We start from the raw sequence: 19,486 nt of genomic DNA, 5'->3' as shown, positions 1-19,486 counted from the left end.
CCCCCGGGGGGCGGGCACCGGTCCCGTTCACGATCCGGGGATCAGGTCCACTTCTGGTAGCTGCCGGAGTTGCAGCCGTGCGTGTAGACGCTGCGGGCGGCATTGCTGTCCAGGCAGAAGCCGGTCGCGACGTTCTTCAGCCGGTAGACACCGCCGCTGTTGGAGATGACCCACTTCTGGTAGCTGCCACCGTTGCAGGAGTGGGTGTAGACGCTCTGGGCGGCGTTGCTGTCCAGACAGAAGCCCGTTGCCTGGTTCTTGAGGGTGTAGCCGCCGCTGACCGAGGTCACGGTCCACTTCTGGTAGGCGCCGGAGTTGCAGCCGTGCGTGTAGACGCTGCGGGCGGCATTGCTGTCCAGGCAGAAGCCGGTGGCGACGTTCTTGAACTGCTCTGTCCCGGGCACGGCCGCCTGCGCCGGCGAGGAGAGGACCATGACACCGGCAGCGGCGACGACCACGGACGACATGACGGTGGCAAGAGACTTACGGGTGAACACGTCTGTTCCTTTCGTCTGTTGATCGGCAGACCCCTCCCCCTCGCCGTGTGCGTGCGTCGGTGCGGGTGGGCGGCCTGCACTCAGCATCGGCCTTGGGTGCAGACGCCAGCTATCCGCTATCGGCGGCGGTGCGAGCACATTTCCGGATAGCGCGGACCGCGAGGAGCGAGCGATCAGTCGGATCCGCGTACGGTGCGCAGGGTCTGCGAGGGGGTCTCCCCGTAGGCCGCCCGGTAGTGGCCGGTGAACCGGCCGAGGTGGGTGAAGCCCCACCGCAGCGCCACATCGGTGACGTTGTGCGCCGCCCGGTCGTCGTCCGCCGCCAGCAGGTCTCGCCGTACGAGACCCAGCCGGACGCCGCGCAGGTACGCAGACGGGGTGGTGTCCAGGTACCGCCGGAACCCCTCGCGCAGACTGCGCACGCTGACACCGGCCGCCCGGGCCATGTCGGCAGCCGCTATCGGCTCGTGGGCGTGCTCGGAACAGAAGTCCCTGGCGCGGCGGACCGCACGCGGCACGGCGGCGGTTCCCCGGCCGGCCACCGCCTCGCTCAAGGTGTGGGGCTGGACGTCCAGCAGCCCGTTCACCAGCAGTTGCTCGAAGTGGCCCGTGGCCAGGGGCGAACGGGCCGCCAGGCCGGACCCGGCGAAGTCGGCGAGCTGCCCCACCAACTCCAGCCACCCCTGCACCGGGGCCGCCGTGTTGTCCAGGACGGGCTCGAAGGACAGCGGCTCGTACGGCGGCTCGCCCAGCCGGACGGTGAGGGCGTCGTCGACCGCCGACCTCGGGATGATCAGGATGCGGTTGACGCTGCCCTGGTTCCGGCGCGTCGAGCCCCTCTGCTCCGGTCCCACGACGCCGAGCGCGGAGAAGAGTCCCTTGCGGTTCATGGTGACGGCACCGTGACCGGCGATCGGAATGTGCACGTCGTAGAAGTCCAGCGGCTCGGCCGAGGTGACGTCGATCTCCGCCCCGTGACCCCGTTCGTAGAGCACCACCGATCCTTGATGCACGCAGCGGAAACGGCCTCCCTTGCCCCCGCACATACTCGCCTCAACCCGCTTGTTCTGAAAGGTATTTGACATGGTCTCCGGTCCCCCGTCCGACGGCCTGCCGCCCCATCCTGGCATGCGTTTCGCCGCTGATCCCGGCCGCCGCGGTCCGGCTGGCCGGTAGGCCCACCAGACGCGTGAGGCACTCCGGACGGATCGGGCTCCTGCCGAGTTCCAGTCCGGTTCCTGTCCGGTTCAGGTCCGGTTGCGTTCCGGATCGCCGCGCGGACGGCCGGGGCGCTCGGCAGGGCCCCGGGGCCTCGCCGATGCCGCGTACCCCGTACGGCGCGCGGGGTCGGCCAGTCGAGGTGACCGACGGGACGGCCGGGGTCTCGGGGGTCAGGTGCCGCCATTCCGCTTCGACTTCCACGACCTCGTCTCCCAGCACACCTTCACGGCGGCCGGCAGGGGCCTCGCCGTCGGCGGCGACGCCCCTGCCCGCTCTCCAGGAAAAGGCCGACGGACGCCCACGCCGGATACCGGCCGCCGCCGAACCGGGTGTCGGCCGGGTGCATGGTCACCTGCGTCCTGGACACCCACGCCGACGCGGGCGTCGACACGGTCCTGCCCGCCGCCGTCGCCACCCTGTTCCGGCGCGGTATGAACGCCGGCGGTGCCGCGGAGAGCTTCTCGGTACAGGAACGCAAGCAGCGCGAACGGGCTGACCGCGAGCGTCTCATCGTGGCGACCGCCCGCGAACTCGCCGAGCACCATGGGTGGGACGCGGTCACCACCCGCCGGCTCGCCGAGCGCATCGAATACAGCCAGCCCGTCCTCTACAGCCATTTCCGCGGCAAGCGGGAGATCATCGGCGCCGTCGCCTTCGAAGGCGCCGCCGAGATGGCCTCGGCGGTGCGGGCCGCGGCCGCCGCCGCGGACGGCCCCCGCGCCCGGGTCACCGCCCTCGCCCACGCCTACCTCGGGTTCGCCGAACGCAACCCGGCCGTCCACGACGCCATGTTCCAGCTCGACGGCGGCCTGGCGTTCGCGCACGAGGACACCCCTGAGCCGCTCAAGGACGCGTTCGCCGCCCTGCTGGAAAGCATCGGCGAGGGCGCGGGGGGCGGCATCCACCCGGCACTGTTCACCGAGGTGTTCTGGGCGGCCCTCCAGGGACTGGCCACCCTGACGCGGGCGGGACGGCTGCCTCCGCAGGACGCCGAGCGGAGGGTGGAACTGCTGGTGGGCTGACTCGCCGTGGTCTGACACCGCCCGGGCAGGCACGCAACCCGCCCGGGCCGTCTGACAGGATGCGGACCATGAGCTACTGGGACCCACTGCCGGCCGTCCGAGCAGCGGAGCGCGGGCCGCTGCCCGCGCCGGACGGCGGCACGTGGCTGCCCTCCCCGCAGTCCCGCGGCACGTGGTGGAACCCCCGGCCCGAACGCTGGGCGGAACGCGACTGGCGCAACGTGCCGGGGCCGTTCTACGGGGCCGGGACGGACAACTGCTGGATGGGCCGGCTGATCGCCCCCGCGCACGTCCTCTACGACGACGAGTGGGGCGCCGAGTTCGTCTACCGGCAGCCCCGTGACCCGGCGCAGGCACTGGCACTGCTGGGCGCGGTCGCGCAGGACCCGATGGTCGGGTACGCCTGCGACGGTGACGAGCACTGGACCCCGGAGCTCGTCCGCGACTGGTGGAGGGACCGCGGCCGGGTACGGGAGTGGGCCGCAGCCCTGGACCGTGCGTGGTCGTTCTCGGTCCGGGAGGAGGAACGCGAGGCGGCGGGCGGAGCCCGGGAGTACGTGGCGTACATCGACGGCGGCCTCGCGCAGGACCTCCGCCACTACCTCTTCTGGCTGTCCGAAGGCCGCCCGGCCGACCCTGGCGAACCCATCCCGGCCCTCACCCCGCGCCAGTCCTGGGTTCTGTCGTCGAAGTAGCGCCGGTCAGGCCCGCGGTGTCCGGTGCCATGGGGCCTCCCCAGGCCCGCAGGGCCGAGGGGAAGCCTCGCAAGGCGGAGGGGCACCCGTGTACTGGACGTACTCGGGTGCCCCGACAACGCCGCGAGGTGCGGCACCGGGTGTTGCGGGCCAGGCGGGACTTCGACGACAGGGCCCAGCAGAGGGGCGAGGCCCGGGCGGTGGCCCGCTCGGGCAAGGCTCGCCCCACGGTGCTTCGGCGGACCTGCCGGCCAGGGCAGGCTGGGCTTCCTCGCCGACCCCTGAGGGCCGTCCGTGGGACGGCCCTCAAGGGCGGGAGTCGTCAGCGCCAGGTCTGCTGGGGGCTCCCGTTGCAGGTCCAGAGCTGGACCTTGCCGCTGTTGTAGTTCTGGTTGATGTCGTGGTCCAGGCACTTGCCGTTGTACTTCAGGCGGATCGTGCCGTCCGCGCCGTGGGTCCAGGTCTGCTGCGGCTGGCCGTTGCAGGTCCACAGCTGGACCCGGCCGCCGTTGTTGTTGATGGTGTTCGTGTCGGCGTCCAGGCACTTGTTGTTGTTGAAGTCGACCTTCAGCGCCCCGGACGGTTCGAGGATCCAGCGCTGGTTGGCGGCGAAGTTGCAGTCCCACACCTGCACCTTCCCCGGGTTGTTGTTGATGGTGTTGGTGTCCGCGTCCAGGCATCGGTTGCTGAGCTGGACCCGGTAGGAGACCGCGGCGGCGGCGCGTGCCGCCGGGGTCCGGTCTCCGTTCTCCGCGGCGCCCGCGGCTCCTTCGGCCGCGGCCAGGGGCAGGAGCAGGAGGGCCAGGGCGGCCGACAGGTTGCGGGCGGTACGGGTGTCGAAGCGCATGACTGATGGACCTTTCGTCAGGGAACGGGCCGGCGGCGGGGCGGGCGGCCGGGCCGGAGCCGCTCGGAGGCGGGGGCCGGGACCGCGGGCTGCACCTCGGAGGGGTGAAACCGCCGACTGGATGCTCCGAGTTTGTGGCGGTCCGTCAGGGTCTCGCAACCTTGTCCCTGTTGCTTCACGTATATCGGGATCCCTACCCTCCTGACCTGCCGGGATGGGTCCGTCCCGGGATCGGGTGAGCCCCCTGTGGGGCAGCCACTGGGAGAGAGGGCAGCCGTGAACCACCTCGATGGCACCGGCCGGCACGTCACGGCCGCCCGACAGCTGGGGGATGCGCTGCGGGCGCGGCAGCAGCGGTCCGGAATGACGCTGCGGGATCTGGAGCAGCGGGCACTTGTCAGTGATTCCTCACTGTCGCGCTACTTCCGCGGGTCGACGGTGCCGCCCTGGACGGTCGTACGGGACATCTGCCGGGCCATGGACACCGATCCGGACGGCTACCGCGCGCTCTGGGAGGCCGCGGACCGGGCGCAGAGCCGCCCGCCGTCCGCCCCGGCAGCAGACGTGGTTGCGGATACGGATGGTGAGGCGGCCGCGGCGCCACCCACCGTCATCCCTTCGCCGGCCCGGGAGGCGCCGAGTGGTACGGCCGTGACCGTGTCGTCGCCGGAGGCGCCGCTGGTCGCGCGGCAGGCTGCCGCTCCCGGCGGTCGACTCGGCCGGGGCGGCGTCGCGCGCTGGGGGTGGACAGCCGCCGGGTTCGTGGCCGGTCTCGTCCTGGGTGTCGGTGGCACGGTGCTGCTGGAGGAGTCGCCGGCCCCCGACACGGCCCGCGTCTTCCGGAACAAGGCTGCCGAGACCTGTCTGGACGACAGTGTCGAGGGGCTGCGGAGCTGGCCCTGCAACGGGCTGCACTACCAGGAATGGGAGTTCCGCCCCCACCGTTCCGGGCCCGGAGACCTTCGGAACCGGGCGACCGGAGCCTGCCTGGACGGCAGCGGCACGGCTCCGCGGGCGCGTTCGTGCGACGGCTCGACGCACCAGGACTGGACCGTCACGGGCCGGGAGGACGGCACGCTGCAGCTCCGCAACCTGGCCACCGGCGCCTGTCTGGAGGCGGGGGCTGCGGCCCTGACGGCCCGGACGTGCGACGGGAGCGACCCGCAGCGCTGGACCTGACCGGGCGGAACGCGCCGGTCCAACTCCGTCGATCGGCCGTCGGGCAGTCGGGCGATCAGGCGGTCGGGCGATCAGGCGGTCGGGCGGTCGGGCGGTCAGGCGGTCAGGCGGTCGGGCGGTCAGGCCGGTACCAGCCCGCGGATGCGGAACTGCATCACCCGGTACGGCCAGCCGGTCGCCGTCCGCCACTGGCTCACCGTCAGGTGCAGGTCGTCCAGGCGCGAACCGGGGATCACGTAGCCGCCGTAGGGCTGGGCGACATGGGCCCCGCCCTCCTCACCCCAGGCCGCACCGTGGATGAGGGTGCGGCGGTAGGCCGTGGTGAGGTCCGCGGTGGGCCGGTCCACCACGAGGGCGTCGATGCGCGCCGCCGCGGCGTCGAAGCAGACGAGCAGCCAGCGTCCCCCGAGCCGGCGCAGGCACAGTTCCCCGAAACCGCCGTCCAGGACCGGTGTCGGCGGGTTGCCCCAGCCCCAGGAGCCCGCGCGGTGGCCCCAGGAGGTGTACGCGGCGGGGTCGGCGAGGGCGTCCGCCGGTACGCGGTGCAGCAGGAGCGGGCCGCTCCGCCCGTAGCCGGTCGAGTAGAGGTATACGTAGCCGTCTTCGCCGAGTGCCCAGGTGAGCAGCTGGAACAGTCCGCCGTGGGCGTCGCCAGGGAACCGGGCCCCGGTGGGCCGCCAGGTCCGGCCCGCGTCCTCCGACCGCCAGATCTCGCTCCACAGCACGTTGCCCCACCCCCGGTGCACGCTGCAGTGCAGGAACAGGGTGCCGCCGATGAGGATCACGTCGGACGGCAGTACGGTGCTGAACAGCGGGTTGTCGTGTTCGTACGCCCACAGTTGCCGGGCGTGCTCGCCCCCGACGGCCCCGCTCCAGGTGATCCCCTCGTCGAGGCGCGAGGTGGTCGAGTACAGGCCGACCGGCGAACGCCACCAGCCGCGCCCCACCCGGGCCTCTTCGAAGGTGTCGCCGAAGACGTAGAGGGTGCGGCCGTCCGGGAGCCGCACCGGAATGCCGAGGTCGGTCGCCTCCATCCGGAAACGCGTCGTGATGCCGGGACCGGTGAGATCCCGGACCTTCACGACGTGGAGTGCGCCGACCTCAGCGGCATCGTCCTGGAGGCCGTCGGCCCTGCCGGCTCCGGCGAGGCCGGCCGCGCCCAAGGCCGCCGCAGCGGTCGCCCGCAGGAATGTCGACCGGCGCACCCCCGGCCCTCGCACACCTGTCACGCCTGGACAACCCGCCGAGCGGCCCGGACGTCACGCCTCCGCGCACGACGGGCCCGAGGGTCTCACATGGTGGGGCCGGGCCGGGCGAGCGGCCTCAGACCTTGCCCGACCTATCGAATTTCGATAGATTTCCATCGCAACTCGATGGGAGGAGAGGTCATGGGAAAGCTGGCAGTGCGCGCGCTGCGCGTTGTGCTCGCGGTGGTGTTCGTCGGCACCGTGTTCGTGCAGGCGGCCATGGTGTGGGCGCTGGTCACACGCGAGGTGGAGGGGTCGCTCCCGCTGACCCCGATGCGCGTGATCGTGATCCTGGGCATGGTGTCAGCTCAGGTGGCGTTGGTGTGCGTGTGGCGGCTGACGGCGATGGTGCGGCGCGGAACCGTGTTCTCCCACGCCGCCTTCGGGTACGTGGACGGCGTGATCGGCTCGATCGTGGCGGCCGCCCTGCTGTGGTTCGCGGTCACGGCCGTCAACGCGCCGGGCCAGCGGGAGGACCCGGGCGTTACTGTGATCATGGGAGGGATCGGCGTCGCCATCCTGGGGGTCGCGCTCATCGTGCTCGTGCTGCGGATGCTGCTCGCCCAGGCCGTCGCACGCGACGGTGAGGCGGCGCAGATGAGGGCCGAGCTGGACGAGGTGATCTGATGCCCATCGCCGTCGACATCGACGTGATGCTGGCCAGGCGGAAGATGTCCGTGGGCGAGCTCGCGGACCGGGTGGGGATCACACCCGCCAACCTGGCGGTGCTGAAGAACGGCCGCGCCAAGGCGGTGCGCTTCGCGACGCTCGCGGCGCTCTGCGAGGTCCTCGAATGCCAGCCGGGCGACCTGCTGCGCTGGGAGGCCGAGGACGCCGAGGCCGTTGACCTCGCGGAGCTCTGAGCACAGCGGCGCAGGGGGGCGGGGCCGGCGCCGGGACCGCCGGTCAGCCTGGGGTCGTACCTCTCCTCCTCCTCAAGTCCCTTGCTGTGCAGGGAGAACGGCCAGCACGATGCTCGCATGACTGGATTCCTCGGAACGGACACCAAGCACACCTTCGTCCTGGCCATCCGTGACTCGGACACGGTGCTGGCGTCCCTGCGCCGGGCGCTCGCCGAGGCCACCCCCGAAGAGCGCCCGGGCCTGGAACGCGCCGTCGCGGTCGCCGAAGCCGCCGTCGGCGCCGACGAGCCCCGGCTGCGCGCCCGCTGGGTCCGCGCCCGGCTGGCCGCCGCCGGCTTCACCGGGGACGTCGGCTCGGTCGCCGCGGTGAAGGCGCTGCGCCGGGCGGAACGGAAGCTGAGCCTGCTGGCGGCGGTGGAACTGCAGAAGGACGCGGTGGCGCATCCCGAGTGACCACGGGGTCCACGGCGACCGCCGGATCCACGGCTCCACAGCGCCACGGCTCCGCGGGGCGGCATCGGGTGGTCGCCCGACGGGGTGGCCGGCGGTTTCGGAATATTTGATTCCGGGGACGGTCTCCCCGCATCGCCGCGTTTGTCCCCCGCGCCACGACGGCGCCCGACGCGACAGCCGAGGGAGACCATGGGTTGGAAAGGCGCACGCCGGACGGCCGCGCCGGCCGCTCTCGCCGGAGTGATCGCACTTGTCCTGGCGGCGCCACCTCCGGCCGGCGCCGCGCCCCGGACCGGGAACCCGGTGGCGACGAGGACCATTGCCGCGCAGCAGGAGCCCACCTCGATGCCTCCCCCGCCCCGCCTCCCCCGCGACTTCCGCGGCAAGGGCAGGTGGATCGTCCGCGACCTGGACATCACGGTGCCGTTCACCTGGGAGGGCAGGGACGGCGACAGCCAGATGACCGCCGGGGGCCCGCAGTACCCGATCTGGTTCACCAACCTGATCCACCGCGGCACGCTCTACACCCTGACGTACAAATGGCCCGGCCTGGACGAACACCCCTGCTCCCGCGTCCCGGGCTTCACCCTGGAGGACCTGAACCAGGGCTTCGAGAACGCCCGGTTCGTCGGGCGGGAGACCCTGCGGCGCACCCCGCAGCGGCATGTGAACCACTGGAGGGTGGGCGTGGTCTTCCCGCAGCTGCCTCCCGGAAACCATCCGCGCGTGCCGCTCGCCCTCGGCGACATCTACGTCGACGAGAACAACCGGGGCACTTTCTGGCAGGTTCTGCAGTTCGGTGTCCAGAACCTCTACGACCCGGAGCTGGACGAGTGGCTGGTCATGGACACCTTCGAGCACCGGCCCGGGACCGTGACGCTGCCTCGGCGGTGCGAGCCGCCCCGGTGACCACGCCGCTGCGCACCGGCGACAAGTGGCAATGATCGTCTCGCTGATGCCCATGCCCGGCGGCGCCATGACGCGTGCCGACGTGTCCGAGGCGCGCGAGCAGCTCGCGACGTCCCCGTTCCTGCTGGTGGACGTGGAGCTGGCCGAGGTGGCCCCGTCCCCCGGGCAGCCGCTCGCGCACCTTCTGAGCCTGGAGGCCGCGGAACTGGCGTGGCCGGGTCAGGAGGGCGAGTCCGCACGGGCCGAGTTCCTCGGGGACAGCGCCTCGTTCGTCGTACCCGCGATCGAGGCGGGCCAGGTCATCCATGTCCATGCCGTGGTGACCGAGAGGTACCTCGTCATGCTGCACCGGGGGACGGGCCGGCTGGTCGAGAGCCTTGCCGCCCGCTTCCCGAACGAACGTCCACCGGACGCCGTGGCCATGCTGTTCCTGCTGCTGGACGAGGCCCTGGAGACCTACCGTGGATCGGCCGTCCAGGCCCTGCTCGACGTGGAGGACCTGGAGGACGAGATGTTCCGTCAGCGGCAGCCCGAACAGGCCTACCGCCTCGCGCGTCTGCGGCGCACCGCCGGCCTCCTGCACCACACCCTCCTTCCGTACCTCCGCATGATGGAGGAGACCGTCACCCGCCGGATGCTGAGCGGCAACTTCCCGGAGGAACGTCAAGGGCTCGTCCGGGAGTACCAGCGGACCGCGGGGCTGGTGCTCGCGGACATCGAGTCGCTCCAGGAGGGGACGACCACGTACAACGACCCGTGGTACGTCGACAAGCTGCTGGATGACGGCCGGGTGGACGGCATCATCGCGGGCTACGGGTCCTTCACCGGGGTGCGCGAGTACGACGACAGCTGGCAGTGCGCCAACTCCATCAGCCTCATCCGCGACTGGCTGAACCGCAGCAGCGGTACCCACCGCATGGCCACGTCCGGTGACCGCCTGTTCCGGTAGGTCACGGGGCGGCCAGGTCATGGGGGCGGCCCGGACCGGGCCGCCCGCTCGCCTGCGGCGGTGTGTCAGAGAGCCTTCACGTTGGCCGCCTGGGGGCCGCGCTGGCCCTGCTGGATCTCGAACTCCACCCGCTGGTTCTCGTCCAGGTTCCGGTACCCGTTGCCGACGATCGCGCTGAAGTGGACAAAGACGTCCGCCCCGCCCTCGTCCGGCGAGATGAACCCGAACCCCTTCTCACCGTTGAACCACTTCACAGTCCCCTGAGCCATGGCCGAACCCTCCACGCCGTCTCTCTCCGGCCCCGCGACCGGGACCCGCGACCGATGACTGCCCCGCCGGGTGCGAAATAGTCCCGCGGCGGTGTCCGGCTCGCCTCGCGGTCCCTGCGGGCAGCGCCCATGCTGGGAAGCAGGGCACCTTCGGCCTGAGGGCTGTCCTCCCACCGGGCCGAGCGAGGCGCCCGAGAGGAGGAAGCCATGCGCATCCGCAGAACGCTGGGCCTCGTCCTGGCCGCAGCGACCCTGGCCGGCGCGGGAGCAGCCGTCGGTACCGCCGGCGCCCAGGCGGCCGCGTCCCCCACCATCACCCGGCAGGAATGCACGGACGCCGGTGGGCAGATCAAGTCGATCCCCTACGGCGGAGACACCTGCACCCTGCCCGACGGAACCAGCCAGAAGATCACGTGACGGGGGCCACCGCCTCGATGCGACCGCGGTCGCCCGCCGGATACGGCGGCGACCGCGGATACGGCGCAAAGGCCGCCGCACACGACTCCCCGGCGAGCCGCCACCGTTTGCCGACGTACCGTCAATTTGCGCCACAACAAGGGGAATCGGTCCTTGATGCGCGCTGCGTGACAGAGGAACCAGAAGCCGCCCCGCTCCGAAGTACGCTGACCCGCATGACCGATACCAGCACGAACGACGAACAGGTGTACGCCGACCTGCGTACCCTGACGGACCAGTACATGCAGGCGGTCCGTGCGCGCCTCGCGGAGATCGACTCCCCGCTCACCCGTGAACGCGGCGCCCGGCTGGTCACCGATGACATGCTCACCGGCGCCAAGGAGGCCAAGCTCATACGCAGCGCCGCCATGGGCGAGTTGAGGCAGGGCCGCACCCTCAAGGAGGTTGCGGAACTGACCGGGCTCTCCGTGCCGCGGGTCGACCAGCTGCTCAGGGCGAAGTGAGCGGGGCCGCCACTGCCTCAGCCGGCCGTCCTGCCGGCGCCGCCGTCCCCGCGGGTCCGCCGGTGCGTGGCGCGCAGGGCGACTGCGGCGATGGCGGTAGCGGCAGCGGTAGCGGTAGCGGCGACGGTGGCCACGGCGACGAATCCCGCCGCCATGAAGCCGTCGCGTGAGCGCCAGGACAGTACCGACCAGCAGGACCGTGCGGACAACAGCGAGCCGGTGCTGAGCCAGGACCCTGCGGAGAGCAGCGAGAGACTGGAGCCGATGGACGCGGCGGAGAGGGCGGAGCCGGCCGATCCGACGGACAGCACCGAGCCGACCGATCCGATCGACAGGACCGATCCGACGGACCCGATGGACAGGATCGAGTCCTTGGAGCAGAGCGAGAGGCAGGACCTGCCGTCGCCCCGGCACCACGGCTTCGACGTCGCATGCGGTGTGGTCACGGCACCCATTCTCTGTCACTCGTCCGCGGGCAGGAGGTCCTGCGCCCTGCGTTCCATCAGTACGGGCAGGTAGGCGCGCACGCGGGCGTACCTGAGCTCCTCGTACGCGGTCTGCACCGAGCTCTGCACCAGGCCGGCGTCCACCCGCGGGTGCGACTTCATCAGCCGCTCGGCGACAGCGCGTATGGTCAGCGCGTCCTCTGAATCCGCCATCACGCGCCTCAGCCTCCCGGTCGCTCACCCTCTCCCCATTTTCGCGGCGAGTCCCTCAACCGGGAAGTCGATCTTCCCCCCACCGGAGCCCTCCACCGGAGCCCTCTGCCGAAGCTCTCCGGCAGGCCCTTCCGGAACAGCTCACCGCTCCGTGTCCGGCGAGTCCGCAGCCGCCGCATCCGTGCGGCGGCGGGCGGCCTCGATCTGGCCGAGGTGGCGGTGGGTCCAGTCGCACAGCGCGTCGATCGTCACCCGCAGGGCCTGGCCCGGCTCGGTGAGGGCGTACTCCACCCGTGGCGGCACCACCGGGTACACCGTCCGCTCGATCAGACCGTTGTGCTCCAGCATGCGCAGGTTCTGCGTGAGCATCTTGTGGCTGATGCCCTCGACTTCGTCACGCAGCTCGCTGAAGCGCAGGACCCGTCCCCCCAGTGCCTCGATGATCAGGAGCGCCCACTTGTTGGCGACGTCCGAGAAGATCTCCCGCGCCAGGGAGTCCGCGCGGCGCAGATCCGCGTCGTCCGGCGAGCCGGTGAACTGCTTGGTAACCATTGGGTTCCCCAGTCACTTAAAAGTGCGTTCTTCCACGTCAGCGCTCACTCTCCTACGGTTTCTGAGTAACCACAAGAGACCCAAGGAGTCACAGCCATGGCCGTCACCCTGATCAATCCCACCGGACTGCCCGAGATCGACGTCTACCGGCAGGTGTCGGTGGCGACCGGATCGAAGCTCGTCTTCATCGCCGGACAGGTCTCCTGGGACGCCGAGGGGGTCACGGTCGGCGAGGGCGACCTCGCCGCGCAGGTCGAACAGTGCTACCTGAACGTCGGCACCGCCCTGGCCGGAGCCGGCGCAACCTTCGACGACGTGGCGAAGCTCAACGTCCACGTCGTCGACTGGACCCCCGACCAGATGCCCCGGCTCCTGGAAGGGATCGACCGGGCGGCCGCGAAGCTGGGGGTCACCGCGGCCCCGCCGGCCACGCTGCTGGGTGTGGCGGCCCTGGACGTACCCGAACACCTGGTGGAGATCGAAGCCATCGCGGTCATCGACTGACGGAACGCCCGGACGGCGCGACCGGCCGGCCTCCGGCGGGTTCACCCGAGGGGTGTTCCGCCGGAGGGCCGTACCGCCTCAGCTCCGCCGGGTGACCGGATCCGGTACGGCGGCCGCCTTGCGGGCGTGCAGCACATGCGCGTCCAGCGGCAGGGGGCTGCGGCCGACGAGTTCGAGGCCGGCGTCGGCGAGCAGGCGCGCGTAGTGGTCGGCGCGGCGTTCGCGGCCCCCGACGTTGCACAGCATGTGCAGGTCCCAGGCGGTGGCCAGCGAGGGGGAGGCGTCGGCGGGCAGGAGGCGTTCCACGACGAGCAGGTCCGCGTGGGCGGGCATCGCACGGGCGCAGTGGCGGAGGATCTCACGGCAGCGGTCGTCGTCCCAGTCGTGCAGCACGCGCGAGAGGACGTATACGTCGCCGCCGGGCGGTACGTCGGCGAAGTCGCCGGCCCGGTAGTCGCAGCGCGCGCCGCAGCCCGCTGCGTCGAGCCGGCGACGGGCGGCCGCGACGGCGTGCGGGCGTTCAAGGAGGACGCCGCGCAGGTGCGGGTGTGCGGTGAGGATCCTGCCGAGGAGTTCTCCGTTCCCCCCGGCGACGTCGACGACGGTCGCCGGGGCGTGCGCCCGGGCGGCGGCGGTGATGACCGGATGGCCGGGGAGCGGATGGAACATCCGTGAACTCGCGGCCATGGACTGGTCGAAGAGCGGGCCGAGTTCGGGGTCGCGGGCGAAGTGGTCGAAGTGGCTCTCGCCGAAGAGGTGGTCGAAGGCCGGCTGTCCGGTGCGCACGGCATGGTCGAGGCCGCCGAAGGAGCGGTAGAAGGGGCCGCCGTACATCAGGGCCAGCGACCGCATCGAACCGGGTACGTCCGCGCGCAGCAGAGCACCGAGCTCCGTCAGGCGGAATCGTTCCTGCTTGCGATGCGACTCCTGGTCCGGCTCCTGGGCGGGCTCCGGCTCCAGCTCCTGGGTCACTGCGCCGAGCATGGCGAGGTAGCGCAGGAGCGTGGCCAGGCTCCGGCGGTCGGTACCGGTCAGCCGGGCGAGGTCCTCGGTCCGGTACGCGGTACGGGTGTCCATGACGTCGGGCAGGCCCAGCCGGGCGGAGGCGGCGAGTGCCTGTGTCGTCCAGGCGCCGGTGAGGAGGTGGAGGAGCGTTTCGGCCGGCTGCCGTCCGTCGCGGCGGGTGCGGTCGTACGGGTCCTCGGCGTGACCGGGGTAGCCCGGGTGGTCGAGATGGGCGGCGAGGGTGTCCCGGTGGTCGCCGCGGGCGTACAGCTCCAGCCGCCCGTAGTCACAGGCCGCCTCGGCGGGAAGGGCGAAGTAGAGGACTGTGCCGTCCTCGTGGGGGTTGTAGCCGCCGCCGTCGGGCCTCGCACCGTGCCGGACGAGGATCGCGCACAGGCCACGCAGGGCCAGCGGCTCCGGGTCCTCGACCTCGAAGGCGAGGTGTGCCTCGTGCTGGTGGGTGCGTTCGTGGGCGGCGATCGGTTCCAGGCCCGAGTGCGGTGGCGCGGTCAGGGCGAACACCTCGACCGCGCGCCGCTCCCCGTGACGGCCGTGCACCTGCGGGCGCAGGATCCGGACATCGAGCTCGGCGGGGTCGCGCCCGTGGCGCCGGGCGAGGCGTTCCCGGACCACCACGCTGGGATGCGAGGGGGTGTCGACGGCCAGTCCGCAGAAGGCGAGTTGGGCCCGCAGGCTGTCCGCGTCCGGCGGGAAGAGCAGCAGCCCCGCGTGTGCGAACCGGCAGTGCCCGGCCAGCGCCTGCAGGTCCGGGCCACCGAGGCCGGGCAGGAGGAGAGGGAGCAGGGCGGCGCTGTCGTGCTCTCGGACGAACCGGGCCGCCGCACGCAGGCTGGCGGTGTCGTCCGGAAGCAACGTTTTGTCGGGGAAGGTCGTCGTCATCGTAAGGGTGTCCTCAAGCCGGTACGGGGCTGGGCAGGGCTGGGCAGGGCTGGGCCGGGCTGGGCAGGGCAGGGCAGGCGTGGCATTGCTCGGCGGGGCGCAGGCATGGCAGGGCGGAGGGAGAGGCGAGAAGAGGAGTAGGGGTACTGCGGGTGGGTCGGTCACACGCCGACGTAGTTCTCGGCGAACCAGTCCCGGTGGATGCGGGAGGTGCGCAGTGAGTTGAGCCGTGAACGCTGCAGCGCGGCGAGGAAGAACGATCCGGCACCGTGGTCGTCACGGTCGGATGTGTCGGATGTCGCGTGCAGCAGGCGGGTCATCCACCCGGTGAACTCCTGGGCACGCCAGATGTGCGCCAGGCACCGGTCCGAGTACGCGTCGAGTCCCGCGCTGTCCCCCCGGGCCAGGGCGCCGGTCAGGGCTTCCGCCAGGATCTCGGCCTCCAGCACGGCGAGGTTGGCGCCCTTGGCGGCGGCAGGGGCGAGCAGGCTCGCCGCGTCTCCCGCCAGGAAGAGCGAGCCGTGACGCAGAGGTTCGACGACGTCGCAGGTCAGGTCGAAGGCCGCGCGTTCCAGGAGTGCGCCCCGGCGCAGCGGGCCGTGGTCCTCGGCGCGCATGCGGGCGTCGAGTTCGTCCCAGATCCGTTGCTCGGACCAGGAGTCGGCGGGTGTGCCGCGGTGCCACTGCAGGTAGTAGCGGGTGACGTCCTGGCTGCGGGCCATGTGTCCGGCGAAGCCGCGGGCGTGGATGGCGTAGCCGACGGCGTCGAGGCTCGGCGGGGCTTCTGCGAGCAGGCCGAGCCAGGTCACGCCGTGGTCGTGCTGGTGGTGGCGGACGGCGCCCGGTGGCAGTGAGCGGCGGGCCGCCCCGTGCCGGCCGTCACAGCCGGCGACGTAGCGAGCGGTCCACCGGGCGGGCCGGCCGTCGGGCTCGCGCGTCGTGACGTACGGCTGGGCGCCGTCCGCGTCCCGCACGACGACCGCCTCGGTGTGGAAGCGGATGCGTCCGCCGATGGCGAGGTAGTGGGTCAGGAGGTCCGTGACCAGGTTCTGCTGCGGGTAGACGTGGTGGTGCCCGCCGTCGCCGAGGGCCCCGTAGTCGATGCGGAACCGGCCGTCCTCCGTGCGGAATTCGCAGGTGCCGTGGCGTCGGCCCCTGCTGTGCAGGCCGTCGGCGAGGCCGTGACGCTCCAGGATCCGCACGGTGTTCGGGGCGAGGAATCCGGCGCGGGCCCGGGTCTGCACGTGGGTGCGGGAGGCGCGTTCCAGGACGACGCAGTCGATTCCGGCGGTGTGCAACAGGACTCCGAGGACGAGTCCGGCGGGGCCTGCGCCGAGGACGACCACATCGGCCGATTCACGTAACGTGTGAGAGTCGTGACTTTCCGTCATAGCGGGTGAAGCATAAGCACGCGAAGATCCACGGACCTACCCGAGCCATCCGAAGGCGGGAATAGAGTGACAATCTGCGCCGCTCTCGCTGGCCGTTGACGACGGGGCCGGGATCTGGCGCCGACACCCCTGCGGTGGTGCGCTCCGGGCGTACGGGGGCACGCGCGCTCTCCCCGCACGCCCCACCTCGTGCCCGCCCGTTCGGCCTACGGGGACAGGCGGATCGCGGCACGGCCCACGAGCCGCCGGGTACCGCGGCGCGGGACGCCGCGTGCGGGGCCGGGACTTCGTGCCGGCCGAGGACGCGGTAGAGGTGTCGCAGCTCCGGGCCGCCGGCGCGTCGGCTCTGACTCCGGCGGTTCATCGCGCCCGCTGGACGCGGCGCGGCTGCGTGGGATGGGGTTGAGCCAGCGCTGGTCCGGGCCGGTCCGGCCACCATGGCCGCACCACCACCTGGATTCGCACGAAGGTGCCAGGTTCGGTCTCCCAGAAGCATTTTCGAGGATCTTTGAGTCCCCCTGAACCCGCTCCGGGCGCCGTACGTGATGTTCGCGTCGGCCGGTGATACGAGGGAGACCGCCCCCATGCACAACGATGAATCCGAGACCCTGGCTGAGACCGCCGCGGCACCCGCGGGGACGGCGGCGGGTACGGCCGGCTCGGACGGGCTGATCGCGGGCCGCTACCGGCTGCTGTCGCGGCTCGGCGAGGGCGGCATGGGCACCGTGTGGCGGGCTCATGACGAAACCCTGCACCGGGAGGTCGCCGTCAAGGAGGTACGGGCCCCGGCCGGTCTGGGCTCCGACGACGTCACGCGGATGTACGGCAGGCTGGAGCGGGAGGCGTGGGCGGCGGCCCGGATACACGACCGTGGCGTGATCACGGTCCACGACGTGGTCGTGGCGAACGACCGGCCCTGGATCGTGATGGAACTGATCCGCGGTCGGTCGCTGGCCGACCTGCTGCGGGCCGCGGGCCCCCTCCCCCCGCGGCAGGCCGCGCGCATCGGCGCGGAGGTGCTGGGCGCGCTGCGTGCCGCGCACGCCGCCGGGGTGGAACACCGGGACGTGAAACCGGCGAACGTGCTGCTCTCCGACGACGGACGGGTGGTGCTGAGTGACTTCGGGATCGCGATGGTGGAGGGCAGCACCGCCCTGACCATGACCGGTGAGGTGGTCGGCTCGCCCGAGTACCTGCCGCCGGAACGGGCGCTGGGCCGCTCCTCGGGGCCCGAGTCCGACCTGTGGTCCCTCGGTGTGATGCTGTACGCGGCCGTGGAGGGGATCTCCCCGTTCCGGCACGACACCGCGCTGAGCACCCTGCGGGCCGTGGTGGAACAGGAGCCGCCGACGCCGACCCGGGCCGGCCCGCTCACCCCGGTCATCGCCGGGCTGCTCCGCAAGGAGCCGGCCGAGCGGACCCCCGCCGCCGAAGTCGCAGCAGCCCTGGGCGACATCGCGGGCGGCGCGGGCGTTACCACCATGGGCTCCCGCACCCTGTCGGCCCCCGAGGAGACCGGCCCGGCCGCGGCCACGGCCACGGCCACGGCGGAAGCCTCGGCCGGGCGGCCTCCAGGGCGCCGTGCGGCCTCCGCCCCACCGCGAAGGCAGCGGGCGGCGGCGTTCGTCGCGGCCGGCGCGGCCGCCTGCCTGTTGATCGCCGGCGGGCTCGCCTACGCCTTCGCCGGCAACGGGGACGACAACGCGGGCGGCTCGGGCGGTACAGGTGGTTCGGGCGTACGGGTGTCGGTGGCGGGGACGAACACGGCCTACACCGGCGGCTGCCCGATCCCCGAGGGCCGGGCCCCGGCATTCACGGCGACGTTCACCGCCACCCGGCCGACGCGGATCTCCTACCGGTGGGTGTCCGGCGACGGCTCGGTGGTGGACCCCCGGTGGCGCACTCTGTCGATCGGGGACAAGGCCAACCCCACCGCCCGCGACACCGTCCGGCTGACGGCCTACGCGAAGACGGGCACCCTGAGCACCGGGATGGCCGTGGAACTCCAGAGTCCGACCCGCGCCCTCTCCCACCCCGTCCCCTTCTCGATCACCTGTACCGGCTGACGCCTGCTCCCGCTCCCGCTCCCCCGGCTCCCCCCGGGACCCGCAGCTCGCGCAGATCGCGCAGGACCTCACGGGCCGCCCGGGCGCCGGAGGCCAGCGCGCCCTGGACGGAAGCGGTGGCACGGTGATCGCCGCACACGTACCGGCCCGGCGACACCCGCGATGTGCGGGTCAGCGGCTGCGGCGGCGCCATGGCGGGCAGCGCGTCCTCGATGGTGCGCACGGTGAGGAGGTCCCAGCCGTCCGTGCCGGTCCCGTACGCCTCGCCGAGCGCGGCCCGGAGCTCGCGCTCACGCCCCTGCCCGTCCCGCCCGAGGACCGAGGTGGCGACGAGGGTGTGGCCGGGCGGGGCGTACTCCGGCACGACGTCGCTGAGGACACAGGTGTTGAGGAAGCGGCGGCGGGTGTCCACGAGCAGGGTCGGCTCGCCGAGGGGCGATCGCGGAGCGACGTGGTAGTACGTCGTCACGATCCGGTAGGCGGGCACGGCGACCTCGGGCAGCAGCATCGACACGGGCTGCGGACCGGTGGCGACCACGACGGCGCGCGCGGGGATCTCCACTCCCGCTGCCGTCAGCACGCCGTCGTCCGTGAGCCCGGTCACCGGAGTCTCCAGCCGTACGGCACCCTCGGGCAGACCGGCCGCGAGGGCCCGCGGAACCGCCCCGATGCCCTCGGTCGGCAGGCAGATGGTTCCGCGCAGCATGCTCCGCCAGACCAGGTGGAACACCCGGGCGGAAGTCTCCAGTTCGTCCTCCAGGAAGACCCCTGACACGAAGGGCCGGAAGAACTTCTCGACGAACTCGTCGGAGATCCCCGCGTCGGCGAAGGCGGTGCGGGCGGTGGTGTCCGGGCGCCGTTTGAGCCGGCCGGGGGGCAGCAGCATGTCGCGGGCGGACATCAGGCCGAGGGCGGCCACGTCACGCGGGCCGGCGAGGCGGCCCGACAGCAGTTCGGGCAGCGCACGCGGTCGGCGGGTGGGATCGCTGAAGCCGAGTCTGCCGGTGGGAGTGTGGACGAGGAAGCCCGGCGTGAAGGGCCTCAGCCGAAGTTCCTTCAGGTCGAACCTGCGCCGGACCTGGGGGTAGGCGGTGTTGAACACCTGGAACCCGCGGTCCACGACGAAGCCCCCGATCCGGTCCGAACGCATCCGGCCGCCGACCGCGTCGCCCGCCTCCACCACCCGTACGCTCACACCGGCCGCGGCCAGATCACGGGCACACGCCAGCCCGGCGACACCCGCCCCGACGACCAGCACGTCGGTCCCGTCCGTCACACCCGTCCCGCCCGAGGATGCGGACATACGACCACCTCTCTCACCTGTCCGTGCGGCACGTG

23 protein-coding genes and 1 pseudogene are annotated in these 19,486 nt (G+C 72.2%); 12 read left to right on the top strand and 12 right to left on the bottom strand.

Annotated elements, in window-relative coordinates:
* Positions 1-41: 41 nt before the first annotated feature.
* The 3 genes and pseudogenes from AAT21_RS21020 to AAT21_RS40055 all read right to left on the bottom strand — a co-directional run.
* Positions 42-497, bottom strand: a complete 456-nt coding sequence (locus AAT21_RS21020) for an RICIN domain-containing protein (protein ID WP_200904429.1) — start codon at positions 495-497, stop codon at positions 42-44.
* 173 nt (positions 498-670) lie between these two features.
* Entirely contained in the window at positions 671-1,582 is a 912-nt protein-coding gene (locus tag AAT21_RS21015) for an AraC family transcriptional regulator (protein WP_167350605.1), read from the bottom strand.
* 97 nt (positions 1,583-1,679) lie between these two features.
* Positions 1,680-1,883 (bottom strand): annotated as a pseudogene (locus AAT21_RS40055) (hypothetical protein); the annotation flags it as partial.
* A 266-nt stretch (positions 1,884-2,149) separates the two neighbouring features.
* Here AAT21_RS40055 and AAT21_RS21010 point away from each other — a divergent pair.
* Together AAT21_RS21010 and AAT21_RS21005 are read left to right on the top strand one after the other, a co-directional pair.
* Entirely contained in the window at positions 2,150-2,740 is a 591-nt protein-coding gene (locus AAT21_RS21010) for a TetR/AcrR family transcriptional regulator (protein WP_046778574.1), read from the top strand.
* Positions 2,741-2,808: 68 nt separating this feature from the next.
* Complete coding sequence (locus AAT21_RS21005; RefSeq protein WP_200904428.1) at positions 2,809-3,435, top strand: ferredoxin; 627 nt, start codon at positions 2,809-2,811, stop codon at positions 3,433-3,435.
* Positions 3,436-3,757: 322 nt separating this feature from the next.
* Here the strand turns inward: AAT21_RS21005 and AAT21_RS21000 are convergent, their stop codons facing one another.
* Positions 3,758-4,282 (bottom strand): RICIN domain-containing protein, encoded by a 525-nt coding sequence (locus tag AAT21_RS21000; protein WP_052757908.1) that lies wholly within the window; start codon positions 4,280-4,282, stop codon positions 3,758-3,760.
* Between the two features lie 276 nt (positions 4,283-4,558).
* Between AAT21_RS21000 and AAT21_RS39230 the strand changes: the two genes are divergently transcribed.
* The gene (locus tag AAT21_RS39230) at positions 4,559-5,461 is read left to right on the top strand and encodes an RICIN domain-containing protein (protein WP_052757907.1); all 903 of its coding nucleotides are present in this window, start codon (positions 4,559-4,561) and stop codon (positions 5,459-5,461) included.
* A gap of 119 nt (positions 5,462-5,580) precedes the next feature.
* On the opposite strand, the gene AAT21_RS20990 is transcribed toward AAT21_RS39230, so the two are convergent.
* Complete coding sequence (locus AAT21_RS20990; RefSeq protein WP_079025834.1) at positions 5,581-6,666, bottom strand: DUF4185 domain-containing protein; 1,086 nt, start codon at positions 6,664-6,666, stop codon at positions 5,581-5,583.
* 183 nt (positions 6,667-6,849) lie between these two features.
* Between AAT21_RS20990 and AAT21_RS20985 the strand changes: the two genes are divergently transcribed.
* From AAT21_RS20985 to AAT21_RS20965, 5 genes are all read left to right on the top strand, one after another.
* Positions 6,850-7,335: a DUF2975 domain-containing protein gene (locus tag AAT21_RS20985; RefSeq protein WP_046778299.1), complete on the top strand. Its 486-nt coding sequence runs from the start codon at positions 6,850-6,852 to the stop codon at positions 7,333-7,335.
* Complete coding sequence (locus AAT21_RS20980; protein WP_046778298.1) at positions 7,335-7,571, top strand: helix-turn-helix domain-containing protein; 237 nt, start codon at positions 7,335-7,337, stop codon at positions 7,569-7,571. The genes AAT21_RS20985 and AAT21_RS20980 overlap by 1 nt, the downstream gene beginning before the upstream one ends.
* Positions 7,572-7,688: 117 nt before the next feature.
* Positions 7,689-8,024, top strand: a complete 336-nt coding sequence (locus tag AAT21_RS20975) for a hypothetical protein (protein WP_046778297.1) — start codon at positions 7,689-7,691, stop codon at positions 8,022-8,024.
* Between the two features lie 345 nt (positions 8,025-8,369).
* A complete protein-coding gene (locus tag AAT21_RS20970; RefSeq protein ID WP_046778296.1) occupies positions 8,370-8,933 on the top strand; it encodes a hypothetical protein in 564 nt (187 codons plus the stop codon).
* A gap of 46 nt (positions 8,934-8,979) precedes the next feature.
* Positions 8,980-9,882: a CorA family divalent cation transporter gene (locus AAT21_RS20965; RefSeq protein ID WP_235438980.1), complete on the top strand. Its 903-nt coding sequence runs from the start codon at positions 8,980-8,982 to the stop codon at positions 9,880-9,882.
* 65 nt (positions 9,883-9,947) lie between these two features.
* Here the strand turns inward: AAT21_RS20965 and cspE are convergent, their stop codons facing one another.
* The gene (gene cspE / locus AAT21_RS20960; protein WP_046778569.1) at positions 9,948-10,151 is read right to left on the bottom strand and encodes a transcription antiterminator/RNA stability regulator CspE; all 204 of its coding nucleotides are present in this window, start codon (positions 10,149-10,151) and stop codon (positions 9,948-9,950) included.
* 207 nt (positions 10,152-10,358) lie between these two features.
* Here cspE and AAT21_RS20955 point away from each other — a divergent pair, with 207 nt between their 5' ends.
* Together AAT21_RS20955 and AAT21_RS20950 are read left to right on the top strand one after the other, a co-directional pair.
* Positions 10,359-10,568 carry a hypothetical protein gene (locus AAT21_RS20955; protein ID WP_046778295.1) on the top strand — a complete coding sequence of 70 codons (210 nt, stop codon included), beginning with the start codon at positions 10,359-10,361 and terminating at the stop codon, positions 10,566-10,568.
* A 215-nt stretch (positions 10,569-10,783) separates the two neighbouring features.
* Complete coding sequence (locus AAT21_RS20950; protein ID WP_046778294.1) at positions 10,784-11,071, top strand: hypothetical protein; 288 nt, start codon at positions 10,784-10,786, stop codon at positions 11,069-11,071.
* 17 nt (positions 11,072-11,088) lie between these two features.
* Here AAT21_RS20950 and AAT21_RS36955 read toward each other — a convergent pair whose 3' ends face one another.
* From AAT21_RS36955 to AAT21_RS20935, 3 genes are all read right to left on the bottom strand, one after another.
* Positions 11,089-11,526 (bottom strand): hypothetical protein, encoded by a 438-nt coding sequence (locus AAT21_RS36955; RefSeq protein ID WP_046778293.1) that lies wholly within the window; start codon positions 11,524-11,526, stop codon positions 11,089-11,091.
* 6 nt (positions 11,527-11,532) lie between these two features.
* Entirely contained in the window at positions 11,533-11,730 is a 198-nt protein-coding gene (locus AAT21_RS20940) for a three-helix bundle dimerization domain-containing protein (RefSeq protein ID WP_052757905.1), read from the bottom strand.
* 141 nt (positions 11,731-11,871) lie between these two features.
* Positions 11,872-12,282 carry a winged helix-turn-helix transcriptional regulator gene (locus AAT21_RS20935; protein WP_046778292.1) on the bottom strand — a complete coding sequence of 137 codons (411 nt, stop codon included), beginning with the start codon at positions 12,280-12,282 and terminating at the stop codon, positions 11,872-11,874.
* Positions 12,283-12,378: 96 nt separating this feature from the next.
* On the opposite strand from AAT21_RS20935, the gene AAT21_RS20930 reads away from it, so the two are divergent.
* Positions 12,379-12,786 (top strand): RidA family protein, encoded by a 408-nt coding sequence (locus AAT21_RS20930; RefSeq protein WP_046778291.1) that lies wholly within the window; start codon positions 12,379-12,381, stop codon positions 12,784-12,786.
* Between the two features lie 78 nt (positions 12,787-12,864).
* Here AAT21_RS20930 and AAT21_RS20925 read toward each other — a convergent pair whose 3' ends face one another.
* Together AAT21_RS20925 and AAT21_RS20920 are read right to left on the bottom strand one after the other, a co-directional pair.
* Positions 12,865-14,691 (bottom strand): methyltransferase, encoded by a 1,827-nt coding sequence (locus AAT21_RS20925; protein ID WP_046778290.1) that lies wholly within the window; start codon positions 14,689-14,691, stop codon positions 12,865-12,867.
* A gap of 161 nt (positions 14,692-14,852) precedes the next feature.
* Entirely contained in the window at positions 14,853-16,082 is a 1,230-nt protein-coding gene (locus AAT21_RS20920; RefSeq protein WP_200904427.1) for a 4-hydroxybenzoate 3-monooxygenase, read from the bottom strand.
* 584 nt (positions 16,083-16,666) lie between these two features.
* Here AAT21_RS20920 and AAT21_RS20915 point away from each other — a divergent pair.
* Entirely contained in the window at positions 16,667-18,148 is a 1,482-nt protein-coding gene (locus AAT21_RS20915) for a serine/threonine-protein kinase (RefSeq protein ID WP_079025833.1), read from the top strand.
* Here the strand turns inward: AAT21_RS20915 and AAT21_RS20910 are convergent.
* Entirely contained in the window at positions 18,132-19,451 is a 1,320-nt protein-coding gene (locus AAT21_RS20910) for an NAD(P)/FAD-dependent oxidoreductase (RefSeq protein WP_046778288.1), read from the bottom strand. The two genes, AAT21_RS20915 and AAT21_RS20910, sit on opposite strands and share 17 nt — an antisense overlap.
* Positions 19,452-19,486: the final 35 nt, after the last annotated feature.

Origin of the sequence: Streptomyces yangpuensis, assembly GCF_001005295.1 — a bacterium.
In the GTDB taxonomy this organism is placed as follows: Bacteria; Actinomycetota; Actinomycetes; order Streptomycetales; family Streptomycetaceae; genus Streptomyces; species Streptomyces yangpuensis.
The sequence above is the reverse complement of the archived record's forward strand: the minus strand, read 5'-3'. Positions and strand labels throughout refer to the sequence as shown.

What these genes read in the sequence shown, in the direction of transcription:
- AAT21_RS21000 (WP_052757908.1), bottom strand. Translation starts at nt 4,282, where the DNA reads ATGCGCTTCGACACCCGTACCGCCCGCAACCTGTCGGCCGCCCTGGCC.
- AAT21_RS21005 (WP_200904428.1), top strand. Translation starts at nt 2,809, where the DNA reads ATGAGCTACTGGGACCCACTGCCGGCCGTCCGAGCAGCGGAGCGCGGG.
- cspE (WP_046778569.1), bottom strand. Translation starts at nt 10,151, where the DNA reads ATGGCTCAGGGGACTGTGAAGTGGTTCAACGGTGAGAAGGGGTTCGGG.
- AAT21_RS20935 (WP_046778292.1), bottom strand. Translation starts at nt 12,282, where the DNA reads ATGGTTACCAAGCAGTTCACCGGCTCGCCGGACGACGCGGATCTGCGC.
- AAT21_RS20920 (WP_200904427.1), bottom strand. Translation starts at nt 16,082, where the DNA reads ATGACGGAAAGTCACGACTCTCACACGTTACGTGAATCGGCCGATGTG.
- AAT21_RS20925 (WP_046778290.1), bottom strand. Translation starts at nt 14,691, where the DNA reads ATGACGACGACCTTCCCCGACAAAACGTTGCTTCCGGACGACACCGCC.
- AAT21_RS36955 (WP_046778293.1), bottom strand. Translation starts at nt 11,526, where the DNA reads ATGGGTGCCGTGACCACACCGCATGCGACGTCGAAGCCGTGGTGCCGG.
- AAT21_RS21015 (WP_167350605.1), bottom strand. Translation starts at nt 1,582, where the DNA reads ATGTCAAATACCTTTCAGAACAAGCGGGTTGAGGCGAGTATGTGCGGG.
- AAT21_RS20930 (WP_046778291.1), top strand. Translation starts at nt 12,379, where the DNA reads ATGGCCGTCACCCTGATCAATCCCACCGGACTGCCCGAGATCGACGTC.
- AAT21_RS20940 (WP_052757905.1), bottom strand. Translation starts at nt 11,730, where the DNA reads ATGGCGGATTCAGAGGACGCGCTGACCATACGCGCTGTCGCCGAGCGG.
- AAT21_RS20910 (WP_046778288.1), bottom strand. Translation starts at nt 19,451, where the DNA reads ATGTCCGCATCCTCGGGCGGGACGGGTGTGACGGACGGGACCGACGTG.
- AAT21_RS20965 (WP_235438980.1), top strand. Translation starts at nt 8,980, where the DNA reads ATGCCCATGCCCGGCGGCGCCATGACGCGTGCCGACGTGTCCGAGGCG.
- AAT21_RS20980 (WP_046778298.1), top strand. Translation starts at nt 7,335, where the DNA reads ATGCCCATCGCCGTCGACATCGACGTGATGCTGGCCAGGCGGAAGATG.
- AAT21_RS20985 (WP_046778299.1), top strand. Translation starts at nt 6,850, where the DNA reads ATGGGAAAGCTGGCAGTGCGCGCGCTGCGCGTTGTGCTCGCGGTGGTG.
- AAT21_RS20970 (WP_046778296.1), top strand. Translation starts at nt 8,370, where the DNA reads ATGCCTCCCCCGCCCCGCCTCCCCCGCGACTTCCGCGGCAAGGGCAGG.
- AAT21_RS20950 (WP_046778294.1), top strand. Translation starts at nt 10,784, where the DNA reads ATGACCGATACCAGCACGAACGACGAACAGGTGTACGCCGACCTGCGT.
- AAT21_RS20975 (WP_046778297.1), top strand. Translation starts at nt 7,689, where the DNA reads ATGACTGGATTCCTCGGAACGGACACCAAGCACACCTTCGTCCTGGCC.
- AAT21_RS20915 (WP_079025833.1), top strand. Translation starts at nt 16,667, where the DNA reads ATGCACAACGATGAATCCGAGACCCTGGCTGAGACCGCCGCGGCACCC.
- AAT21_RS20955 (WP_046778295.1), top strand. Translation starts at nt 10,359, where the DNA reads ATGCGCATCCGCAGAACGCTGGGCCTCGTCCTGGCCGCAGCGACCCTG.
- AAT21_RS21010 (WP_046778574.1), top strand. Translation starts at nt 2,150, where the DNA reads ATGAACGCCGGCGGTGCCGCGGAGAGCTTCTCGGTACAGGAACGCAAG.